7 protein-coding genes are annotated in these 11,113 nt (G+C 72.4%); 5 read left to right on the top strand and 2 right to left on the bottom strand.

The genetic code is table 11. The features are described 5' to 3' along the window. Positions 1 to 100: 100 nt before the first annotated feature. A complete protein-coding gene (locus tag SA2016_RS13075) occupies positions 101 to 1,573 on the top strand; it encodes a sensor histidine kinase (protein WP_066498769.1) in 1,473 nt (490 codons plus the stop codon). A 124-nt stretch (positions 1,574 to 1,697) separates the two neighbouring features. Here the strand turns inward: SA2016_RS13075 and SA2016_RS13070 are convergent, their stop codons facing one another. Beyond that, positions 1,698 to 1,946: a WhiB family transcriptional regulator gene (locus SA2016_RS13070; RefSeq protein ID WP_066498767.1), complete on the bottom strand. Its 249-nt coding sequence runs from the start codon at positions 1,944 to 1,946 to the stop codon at positions 1,698 to 1,700. Between the two features lie 265 nt (positions 1,947 to 2,211). Here SA2016_RS13070 and SA2016_RS13065 point away from each other — a divergent pair, with 265 nt between their 5' ends. Further along, positions 2,212 to 2,688, top strand: a complete 477-nt coding sequence (locus tag SA2016_RS13065; protein ID WP_066498766.1) for a hypothetical protein — start codon at positions 2,212 to 2,214, stop codon at positions 2,686 to 2,688. 9 nt (positions 2,689 to 2,697) lie between these two features. Here the strand turns inward: SA2016_RS13065 and SA2016_RS13060 are convergent, their stop codons facing one another. Continuing rightward, the gene (locus SA2016_RS13060; protein ID WP_066498765.1) at positions 2,698 to 6,792 is read right to left on the bottom strand and encodes an FtsK/SpoIIIE domain-containing protein; all 4,095 of its coding nucleotides are present in this window, start codon (positions 6,790 to 6,792) and stop codon (positions 2,698 to 2,700) included. Between the two features lie 203 nt (positions 6,793 to 6,995). Between SA2016_RS13060 and glf the strand changes: the two genes are divergently transcribed. From glf to SA2016_RS13045, 3 genes are read left to right on the top strand one after another with little or no spacing between them, the layout of a single operon-like run. Continuing rightward, positions 6,996 to 8,183, top strand: coding sequence for a UDP-galactopyranose mutase (gene glf / locus SA2016_RS13055; RefSeq protein ID WP_066498762.1), 1,188 nt, complete (start codon positions 6,996 to 6,998; stop codon positions 8,181 to 8,183). Further along, the gene (locus tag SA2016_RS13050) at positions 8,180 to 10,237 is read left to right on the top strand and encodes a glycosyltransferase (protein ID WP_066498756.1); all 2,058 of its coding nucleotides are present in this window, start codon (positions 8,180 to 8,182) and stop codon (positions 10,235 to 10,237) included. The genes glf and SA2016_RS13050 overlap by 4 nt, the downstream gene beginning before the upstream one ends. Then, positions 10,209 to 11,105: an ABC transporter permease gene (locus SA2016_RS13045; protein WP_066498752.1), complete on the top strand. Its 897-nt coding sequence runs from the start codon at positions 10,209 to 10,211 to the stop codon at positions 11,103 to 11,105. The genes SA2016_RS13050 and SA2016_RS13045 overlap by 29 nt, the downstream gene beginning before the upstream one ends. Positions 11,106 to 11,113: the final 8 nt, after the last annotated feature.

Genomic DNA, 11,113 nt, shown 5'->3' with positions numbered 1-11,113 from the left:
GGGGGCCCTGCCCTCGCGGCCCTCGCGTCCCCGCGGCCAGCGGGAGCCCGGCAGGCGGGTGTCCCGGGCGCTGACGAAAGCGGGAAACGAGGCAGTGCAGGTGGCCATCTTCACGGATCCGATCAGGGAGCACGCCGACCTCGGTCCGGGGGACGCCGAGTGGCTGCACCTGCTGGTCGGGGACTGGCAGCTCGTGGCCGACCTCGCCTTCGCCGACCTCGCCCTGTGGTTCCCCCATCCCGACGACGGCTACATCGCCCTGGCCCATGTGCGGCCGTCGACCACGCACACGGTCTTCCACAGCGACTTCGTGGGGGAGCGCATCCGCTCCGACCTCAAGCCGCTCGTCGACCGGGCGTGGAACAGCCAGACGATCGAGCGCCACCACGAGACGAGCTTCAACTCGGAGATGGCGCTGCGCGTCGAGGCGGTGCCGTTCGTGCGCAACGGCCGCACCCTCGCCGTCGTCACCTCCCACCTCGACCTCTCGAGCTCGCGCATGCCGAGCCGGCTCGAGCTCACGTACCGCCAGTGCGCCTACGACCTGCTGCGCATGGGCACCCTGGGCCTGTGGCCGGACTTCGCCTCCCCGACGGGATCGCGCCGCGGTGCCCCGCGTGTGGGGGACGGCCTCATCCGGCTCGACGCCGACGGGGTGGTCCAGTACGCGAGCCCCAACGGGGTCTCCGCGTTCCGTCGGCTCGGAGGCATCGAGTCCCTCGAGGGGCGCTCGCTCGCCGAGGTCACGACCGGGCTGCTCAAGGACCGACGCCTCGTCGACGAGACGCTCCCGCTGGTGGTGACCGGGCGCATGCCCTGGCGCAGCGAGATCGAGTCCCGCGGGGTCAGCCTGTCCCTGCGTGCCATCCCGCTGCGCGACGAGCATGAACGTTTCGGGGCGCTCGTCCTGTGCCGCGACGTCTCGGAGCTGCGCCGCCGTGAGATGGAGCTCGTCACCAAGGACGCCACCATCCGTGAGATCCACCACCGGGTGAAGAACAACCTGCAGACGGTCGCCGCGCTCCTGCGCATGCAGTCTCGCCGGATGAAGAGCGAGGAGGCGAAGCAGGGGCTGGAGCAGGCGATGCGCCGCGTCGCGACGATCGCCCTCGTCCACGAGACCCTGTCCCAGGGACTGACCCAGACCGTGGACTTCGATGAGCTGATCGGCCGCCAGTTCCGCCTCTCGGCCGAGGTCGCCACCGAGGGCCAGCACGTGGCCACGGAGCGGAAGGGAGACTTCGGGGACCTCCCGAGCGACTTCGCGACGCCGCTGGCACTCGTCATCAACGAGCTCGTGACCAACGCTGTGGAACACGGCCTCGCGGACCGTTCCGGCACCGTGTGGCTCACCGCCGACCGTCGCCGGGACGACGCCGGGGCCGAGGAGCTCGAAGTCACCGTGGAGGACGACGGCGTCGGGCTGCCGCCGGGGCAGGCCCGGCACGAGGGACTGGGCCTGCAGATCGTGCGGACCCTCGTCACGAGCGAGCTCGCGGGGACGATCTCCTGGCACGAGCGCGAGGGCGGCGGAACCGTCGTGAAGATCGTCCTGGGGCTCGACCAGGGCTGAACCGGCCCGGCCCGCGGCAGCCCGGGCTGACCCCGGCGCATAGAGAAGCCGCCCGCCGCTGCCCCTCGGGAGGGGCAGCAGCGGGCGGCGGAAGCGTCTGTGCGGGCGGCCCTGGGGCCGTGCCTCAGGAGGCGCGGCGCGCGCGGGCCGCGCGGCGCTTGAGCGCCCTGCGCTCGTCCTCGCTCATGCCGCCCCAGACGCCGGCGTCCTGACCGGACTCCAGGGCCCACTGCAGGCAGGTGTCCACGACGGGGCAGCGGCGGCAGACGCTCTTGGCTTCTTCGATCTGAAGGAGGGCTGGCCCGGTGTTCCCGACAGGAAAGAACAGTTCCGGATCCTTGTCGAGGCAGGCCGCGCGATCACGCCAGTCCATGGTGGTAGAGCAACTCCGTTCTTGGGGGACGAGCGGCTTGTGAAAACATTCACGAGTCCGTCCAAAGCAAAGGGGCCTGTGGGGGCCCCGCGGTCAACTTCATTAAGGTTGTCACGTTAACTGGGTGTAAACAAGGGGTCGAGGGCAGGATTCGGGCCCCGGGCGAGAGGGATGCGTCACACCTTCGCCTCCGCCCGAGACCGCCTGCGGGGACGCCACGGGACCGGCTGGGCTCCGAGGGAGGAGCCTCGGGTATCGTGCGGGTGTGCCTACCCCAGACGCCCCGTCGTTCCACCGCCCCTGGACCCTCGCCGTGCTCGTGGCCGTCGTGCTGCTCGAGGCGGCGGTCCTCGTGGGCTTCGCGGTCTTCTACGCGGTAGAGCTCCTGGCCGGCAACGCCGAGACGTCGCCCGGCGGGGCGGCATTCACCCTGGTGCTCCTCGCCGCCTTCGGGGCGTGGCTGGCCGCCGCCGGGGTGTTCCTGTGGCGGGGGCGCCGCTGGCCCCGGTCGGCCGCGCTCGTGGCACAGCTCTTCGCCCTCGTCATCGGCGTGCCGACACTCACCGGAGGCGTCGTAGTCCTCGGGATCGCCATCGTGGTCCCGGCGCTCGTGGCGCTCTTCCTCCTCTTCGAGAAGCGCGTCCTCGCCGTCACCCAGGGCAGCGCCCGCGGCCGGAACCACGACGGCGCGGCACCCGAGCGGCCCGACGCCGGTGGGCAGGACGCCGGCGGTGCCAGCTAGGACTGCCAGCTAGGACTGCCAGGGCCGCCCGCCAGCGGGCCACGGCGCGGTGGCGTCCGAGTGCTGGTGCGGCACGCCGAGCTGCACGTCCGTCTGGCGGCCGTCGACGACGGCCACCCCGCGCCCGGGCGGGACACGTCCCGGAACATCGACCCGGACCCCGAGGGCGTCGCCGTCGCCCGGCGTCCGCGGGGCGATGAGGATGCCTGTCCCCGACGAGCGCGCCGCGAGGGCCAGCGGGCACCGCGCGTAGAGGCTGGCGCTGTAGCCCGCCGTGGCCACCATCCCCGCGCCGGCTTCGAGCAGCCGTGAGAGCAGCTGGTTCTCTGCCGGATCGAGGTGGTCGGCGTCGTCGACGAGGACCACGGTCCGCTCTGCGACGGCGGCTCCGGCTCCGGACCCGGCACATCGGTCGAGGACGGCCTGCCACTCCAGCTCCCGCGACCGCGGGTCCGCGGCGACGAAGTCCACCGCGGGGTTCATCGTCGGCAGGGCCGCGAGGAACGCGCTCTTGCCGGACCCGGGCGCCCCGAGCACGAGGAGCACCTCGCCGGAGGCGAGCCTGAGGGACAGCGGCGCCGCCTCGTCGCCTGCCAGCCCCACCACGAGGTGCCGGCCCGGCGGAGCTGCGACCGCTGCCGTGCCCGGCCCGGCGGCCCGCGCGAGCTCGGCGACCAGGGCTGCGGGGACGAGCGCCGGCAGCGGATCGACCCGGAAGGGTGCAGGCTCGCCGCCGGAGAGGGGGCGCGCCGACGGTCTGCTGCCGGAAGCCCGGGCGCCCCCGGGCGGAGGGCCGGCCATGCAGCACTGTGCAGCCAAGGGGGCGTCCCCGACCACGAGGGTCCCGGCCGCCGCCGCGCGGCCCACGAGCGCCGGCATAGCGGGAAGGCGCGGCCACGACAGGCGCGCCTCAACGGTGGCCCCCCGTGGAAAGTAGACCCTGGCCGCCATGCCGCCGAAGATCCGTGACCCCACAAGCTCGCGCTCGCCGGCCGCCACGACGCTGAGTCTGGCCGCGTCCCCGTTCCGGACGAGGTCGCCCAGTCCTTCTTCCGCCCACGCCTGCGGACTCTGCCGCAGCGCTGAGACCCAGGCACCCCACGCGGAGACGACGATGACGAGCGGGACCGGAGCCGGCGCGCCGGGCTCCCTAGGGAGGCGCTGCGCGCACTCCTCACCCAGCCTCGCGACGACGCGCGCCGCCCGCCGCAGGTCTCCGAGGCTGACGTGGGCCCCCACCCGCGGATGGTCCCTCCACCCGGCGAGGGAGCCGTCCCCGTCGAGCAGGTACAGGTGGCGGACGGCCCCACCCTCGGCGAGCTGGCCGACGACCGCGGAGAGGGCCCCTGCCCCTCCGGCTGCCGGGGGCCCGACCAGCGCGAGGTGGCCGTGGGCTGAAGGGTCCCAGTCCAGTGGGGCGAGCCGCTGCTCGTGCGGGACATCGACGAGCCCGAGGTGGATGCGGTCCCGCATCGTGTGCCTTCCACGGCCCGCCGGCATCCCTGCGGGCGTGTCCGCGCCCCGAGACCGGGCCGAGCAGGCGGCAGCCTCGGCGACGGTGAGCTCGTCCGGCAGGGGTGGTGCGACGGGCTTCCTGACGGGCGCGCCGCCCGCCGCGGCCCACGCGGTGCGCGCGGCCTCGACAAGGGGCCATGCCGCCTCGGCCGGTGTCGGCCGGACCTCCCGGGCGTCGGCGCCCCCGTCCTCCGGCCAGCCATGGGCGTCGGTGATCCGGACGGCGGCGGGAGCCGCCGTGGACAGCCCGAGGGAGGCGGACTGGAAGGCCAGCGGCTCGTCACCCCCGACGGCGAGGTAGGCCCGGCCCGGGCGGGCGGCGGGGATCCGGGCCGCCAGCGGTGAGCCCAGGACATCCGAGGACTCGGCATCGTGCTGCATCCGCAGGACGATGCTCGTGGCCACGTTCGCCCGGATGTCCGCCGAGAGGGCACCCTGGGGGCGCTGCGTGGCCATGACGAGGTGCATGCCGAGGGACCTGCCCACGGTCGCGATGCGCATGAGCTCAGCCAGGGCGGCCGGGGCCTCCTCGACGAGCATCCTGAACTCGTCCACGACCAGCACGAGCCGGGGCAGGTCGTCGGCGAGGCGCGCGTAGTCGACCACGTCAGCCGCACGCACACGCCCCAGCATCCGCTCCCGCCGCTTGAGCTCGGCCCGCAGCGAGGCGAGGGTGCGGTCCATGCCGCCTCCGGCCAGATCGGTGACGAGGCCCACGCAATGGGGAAGGCCAGCGAGTGGCTCGAGGCCGGAGCCGCCCTTGAAGTCCACGAGCAGGAACGTGAGGCGGCCCGGCGAGTGCGTGGCGGCCGCGGCCGCCACGAGGGTGCGGAGGAACTCCGACTTGCCCGATCCGGTGGTGCCCGCCACGAGCAGGTGCGGCCCGTGGGCCACGAGGTCGAGCAGGACCGTGCCCCTCTCGGAGCGTCCGAGGGGGACCGTGACGCCGCCGCCGAGCGAACTCCTGGCCCAGGCTGCCGCGATCCCGCCGGCGTCGAGCGGTGCGAGCTCGTCGAGCCCGCACCGGTCGGGGACGCCGGAGTGCCCTGCCACGGGCGCCGATCGCCCGGCACGCCGCGCGGCGGCCTCGAAGGCGGCTGCCGGCATCAGGTCGGCAGCGAAGGGGGCCGCCGGCCCCTCCCGGACGAGGGCCGAGCTGCTGCCGCCGAGCCGGACCACCGTGTCGGCGGGCCTGGGCAGGCGGTCCAGGGGCGCGACCACGGGCACGCCGCGGGCGAGCGCCGCGTGGACGGCCGCCGCGCACGTATCCGTGCCCGGCAGGACCATGAGGAGCCCGCGCGGGTGCATCGGCAGGGCGGCGTCGAGGCGCGCCTGCGTCGTGCGTGCCGGCAGGAACCTGAGGCGTGGGAGGAACCGGGCCACCAGCCGCAGCCTGTCCGTGCCCCCGACGACGGCGATGTCCAGGCCCTCGGCGGACGGCAGCCGGGCGAGCTGGAGGAGGAGCGACGCCATGAGTCCCTCGATCTGCTCCGCCCCGCCGTCGATCCCGAGGACTCCTCGGAGCGGCACCGTCACCGGGGCAGCGGAGAGCGTGGGCGGCGCGGGGCGGGAGCCCTCGGGCTCGAGCACGATGTCCGCGGGCTGGTCCGCCGTCCCGAGGCGCACATGGACCGACCCGTCCTCGCCCTCTCCTGCGCTGCCCTCGCGCCGGGGTGCGACGCCGGAGGACCTCGCGAGAAGCCCGACGTCAGGTGCCCTCGAGCGCCGGCGTGCGGCATCGGCGTCGGCCGCGGACGCGAGCCGCCGCTCGAAGTCCCGCCGCGCCGACCGGCCCTCGAGGAGCGGGATGACGGCGGAGGCGGCGGAGACGGCGATGAATGCGAGGAACATCCACATCCCGGTGGTGAGGGCGAGGGCCACTCCGACCCCCAGGGGGAGCACGGCCATGGTGATCATCGCCGCCCTGCGGGACGGCGGCGCGTGGCGGGCCACCCGCAGGGGCGCACTCGGGCCGGATCCGGCGGAGGCGTCGAGCAGGGCTTCCTCGGCCGCGAACACGAGCGTGCACGTGCCCGCTCCCAGACGGAAGTCCTGGCCGACGCAGAGCTCGGCGCGCTGGACCCGACGCCCGCCGACCCAGACGCCGTTGGAGCTTCCGAGGTCGGTGACGGTGACTGCCGCATCGGTCACCTCGAGGAGCGCATGGTCGCGGGAGAGCTCGGGATCCGGCAGCGTCAGGCAGCGGCCCGGCCCACCCGGGGCGCGGCCGAGCCTGAGGGTTCCCCGTCCGACCGGCACCACGGTCCCTGCCGCGGGTCCTGTATGCACGACGAGCGAGAGCGGGGGAGGGGCCGGCCGGCCAGGACCGGTGCCGGCGCCGCGGCCGAGGAGGCCAGCGCCGGAAGCGACGAGGACCGCGCCGCTGACGAGGGGCGGCCGGCCCACCGCGAGGCCGGACAGGGACAGGCCCTCGACGGTGCAGTCCCCGCGGCCGTAGGCACGTTCCAGCGCCTCGGCGACGTCGGAGCCGGGCGAGCCCTCGGCCGCGTGGACCACCAGTTCCCGGCGGATCCGCCCCGCCAGCGCGCCGCCGGCGTCCGGTGAGATGAGCGTGCAGTGCAGTTCCATGGTCCCCCCGTGGGAGCGTCCCGTACCGTCCACCACGCTAGGCAGCGCGCCGCCGCCGGTGCCACCGCCAGGCTGCCCGTTGTGGACAACCCGGGCTCCGGCGATTCCGGGAAGCCGGAGCGGCTCGGGTAATCTGAACCCCGGACATCTCGGGTCGCTGCCCCACGCGCGGCGGCGCTCGGCTTTTCTCACAGGGAGACACCTTGACTGCAGACCTCGTCGTTGTCGGATCCGGATTCTTCGGGCTCACCGTGGCCGAGAGGGCAGCCAGCGAGCTGGGCCTCAAGGTCACCGTGATCGACCGGCGCCACCACATCGGCGGCAACGCCTACAGCGAGACTGAGGAGCAGACCGGGATCGAGGTCCACCGCTACGGTGCCCACCTCTTCCACACCTCCAACGAGAAGGTGTGGGAGTACGTCAACCGCTTCACGACCTTCACCGACTACGTGCACCGTGTGTACGGCGTCCACAAGGGCGAGGTCTTCCCGCTGCCGATCAACCTCGGCACCATCAACCAGTTCTTCCGGGCCAACTACACCCCGGCCGAGGCGCGCGCCCTCATCGCCGAGCAGGCCGGCGAGCTCGCGGGCACCGACCCGCAGAACCTCAACGACAAGGGCATCCAGCTGATCGGCCGCCCGCTGTACGAGGCCTTCATCAAGCACTACACGGGCAAGCAGTGGCAGACCGACCCGAAGGACCTGCCCGCGGGGATCATCTCCCGCCTGCCCGTGCGCTACACGTACGACAACCGCTACTTCAACGACACCTACGAGGGCCTCCCGACCCAGGGCTACACGGCGTGGATCGAGCGGATGGCCGACCACCCCAACATCGACGTCCGCCTCAGCACCGACTTCTTCGACGAGTCGCAGCCCATCAGCAAGGGCAACGTGGTCGGCAGCGTCCCGGTCGTCTACACCGGCCCGGTGGACCGCTACTTCGACTACGCCGAGGGCGACCTCTCCTGGCGCACGATCGACTTCGAGGAGGAGGTCCTCCCCACGGGCGACTTCCAGGGGACCTCGGTGGTGAACTACAACGATGCCGATGTGCCGTACACCCGGATCATCGAGCCGCGCCACTTCCACCCCGAGCGCAACTACCAGACCGAGAAGACGGTCATCATGCGCGAGTTCTCCCGCTTCGCAGAGAAGGGCGACGAGCCGTACTACCCGATCAACACCGAGGCCGACCGCGCGAAGCTGCTCGCCTACCGCGACCTGGCCAAGGCGGAGAAGGACGTCCTCTTCGGCGGCCGGCTCGGGACCTACAAGTACCTCGACATGCACATGGCCATCGGCTCGGCGCTGTCGATGTACGAGAACAGGATCAAGCCGCACTTCGAGGGCGGCCAGGCCCTCGTGAGCGGGGGAGTGGACGAGTGACGACGGCGGAGACCGCTGTCGCTGCCGGCTCGCCGGACGCCGCTTCCGACTGGCAGGAGATCCAGCGGGTCGTGCTGCCCGGCACCGGGCAGGAGGACGTGGTCCCCCTCTACGTGGACGCCGGCTCGTCGCACGGTGTGCGGCTCGTGGAGGACGACACCCTCTACCGCAAACCGCGGAAGCCGGACGAGAAGCTCAACCTCGTCTCGTCCCAGCCCGCGGAGGCGCATTACGAGGACTTCCTCTCGCGGGAGTCGATGGCGGTGCGGCCCGGCCAGCACGTCTCGTTCGGCACCTACTTCAACGCGTTCCCCGCGAGCTACTGGCGCCGGTGGACCGCGGTCCGCCGTGTGCGCCTCGTCGTGGAGACCGAGGGGCGCGGCACCGTCGTCGTGTACCGGTCCAACGCCAGGGGACACCTGCAGCGGGTGGCGTCCCACGCCGTCGACGGCCGCCAGCGGGCGGAGTTCGAGCTCGACCTCTCGCCGTTCGGCGACGGCGGCTGGTACTGGTTCGACCTGAACGCGAGCCGCGATGGGATCCAGCTCGTCCGCGCGCACTGGGACGCCCGTCCCGGGCGGACCCACACCGGTGTGCCGGCCCGGTCCGGATCGGTCCTGGTCGAGATCACGACCCTGAACAAGCCCGGGTACTGCATCGAGAACGCCAAGCAGTTCGCCGCCCACCCCGAGGTGCTCGAGCGCATCAGCGAGATCCTCATCGTCGACCAGGGCACCGACCACGTGCGGGACCACCCCGAGTTCGCCGCCGTCGAGGCGGCGCTCGGCGGCCGCCTGCGGGTGATCGAGCAGTCCAACCTCGGCGGCTCCGGCGGGTTCGCCCGCGGGATGTTCGAGGCCGTCGAGGGCGGCTACGACTACGTCCTCCTGCTGGACGACGACGTCGTCGTGGAGCCCGAGAGCATTGTGCGGCTCGTGACCTTCGCAGATCACTGCAAGAAGCCCACGCTGGTCGGCGGGCACATGTTCGACCTGCACGCCCGGACCATCCTCCATGCGTACGCCGAGGTGGTCGACCCCTACCGGATCACCCCGGAGATCCCCAGGGTCGACATGCGCCTGCGGCATGACTTCGTCGACTCGAACCTCCGTCAGACGCCGTGGCTGCACCGCCGGGCGGACTCGGACTACAACGGCTGGTGGATGTGCCTGATCCCGGCCGCCGTGATCCGTGAGGTCGGCCTCTCGCTGCCGCTGTTCATCAAGTGGGACGACATCGAGTACGGGCTGCGGGCCAAGAAGGCCGGGTTCCCCACGGTCTCCCTCCCCGGAGCCGGCCTCTGGCACGTCTCGTGGGAGGACAAGCAGGACGACATCGGCTGGCAGGCCTACTTCTACGCCCGCAACCGCCTGGTCGCCGCGCTGCTGCACAGCCCGTTCGCCCACGGCGGCCGCGTGCTGCGGGAGTCGTTCCAGATCGACGTCAAGCACCTCTTCTCCATGCAGTACTACGCGGAAGCGCTCCGCTCGATCGCGCTCGCCGATGTCCAGCGCGGCCCCGAGGCGCTCCACGCCGACCTGCCGGTGAAGCTGCCCGACGCCGTCGCCCTCCGGTCGCAGTACAGCGAGGCGCAGTTCCGCGACGACGTCGACGAGTTCCCCGCGCCGCACAGCGCGGAGGCGCCCCGGGGCATCGACGCGGCGGGGTCGCCCACCAGGAAGGAGCTGATCCCGTGGGCCGCGAAGGCCTTCGCGCGGCAGCTGACCCGCGCGGTGGCGCCCGAGGCCGCGGAGCACCCGCAGGCCCACCTCGCCCACAAGGACAACAAGTGGTGGCGCCTGGCCAACTACGACTCCGTGGTGATCACCAACGCCGAGGGCACGGCGTCCTCGTGGTACCGTCGGCGCCCCGAGCTGCTCAAGCCCGGGATCGCCAAGTCCGCCGCGGTGCATGCCGGGCTGTGGCGCGACTGGGACGCCCTCGCCGCCCGCTACCGCGAGGCCGCGGCACGCGTGACGAGCCTCGAGGCCTGGCGCGCCACGTTCGCCGAGCACACCCGCAGCGATGGAGGAAGGAACCGTGGCAAGCACTGACGTCGAAGCGGGCCTGACCCAGCCGGGGCGCAGCGGGGGCCTCAGGGACGTCTACCGGAACCGCTTCCTGCTCAAGCTCCTGGTCCGCAAGGAGATCAAGGTCCGCTACCGCGGCTCGGTCCTCGGCATCGTCTGGTCCTACATGCGGCCCGGCATGCAGTTCCTGGTGTTCTACATCGCCCTGGGGCTCTTCCTGAACGCCCAGGGGTCGACGCCGAACTACCCGATCTACCTCTTCGCCGGCATCGTCCTCGTGAACTTCTTCACCGAGGCCCTCGGCAATGCCACGCGGTCGATCGTGAACAACCGGGACCTCATCCGGAAGATCTACCTGCCCCGCGAGCTGTTCCCGGTCGCGAGTGTCTGGGTGTCCGCGGCGCACTTCCTGCCCCAGGTCCTCATCCTCCTGGTCGTGTGCCTGTTCTTCGGCTGGCTGCCGACCGTGTGGTCGGTGCTGGCGGTAGTCGCGGCCTTCGTGATGCTGGCCGTCCTCGCCATCGGCCTCGGGCTGTTCTTCGGGGCGATCAACGTATACTTCCGCGATTCGGAGAACCTCGTGGACCTGCTGATCATGATGGTCACATGGGCCTCGCCCGTCCTCTACCTGTGGAGCCAGGTGGAGCGGGTGCTGGGGGCGTTCTTCCCGCTCTACCAGCTCAATCCCATGACCATTGCCGTGGAGGTGTTCCACTGGGCCTTCTGGCGCCCGACCCTCGACGGCGCGCAGCTCACCGCGCCGTCGACGGCCACCGTGCCGGGGCTGTTCGAGCTGTGGTTCCCCCTCGCGGGCGTGGTGACCGTGGCCATCCTCCTGGTGGGGCAGTTCACGTTCTCGCGCCTGTCGGTCAAGTTCGCGCAGGAGCTGTGAATGACTGA

It is taken from the genome of Sinomonas atrocyanea (assembly GCF_001577305.1).
Classification (GTDB): Bacteria; Actinomycetota; Actinomycetes; order Actinomycetales; family Micrococcaceae; genus Sinomonas; species Sinomonas atrocyanea.
The sequence above is the reverse complement of the archived record's forward strand: the minus strand, read 5'-3'. Positions and strand labels throughout refer to the sequence as shown.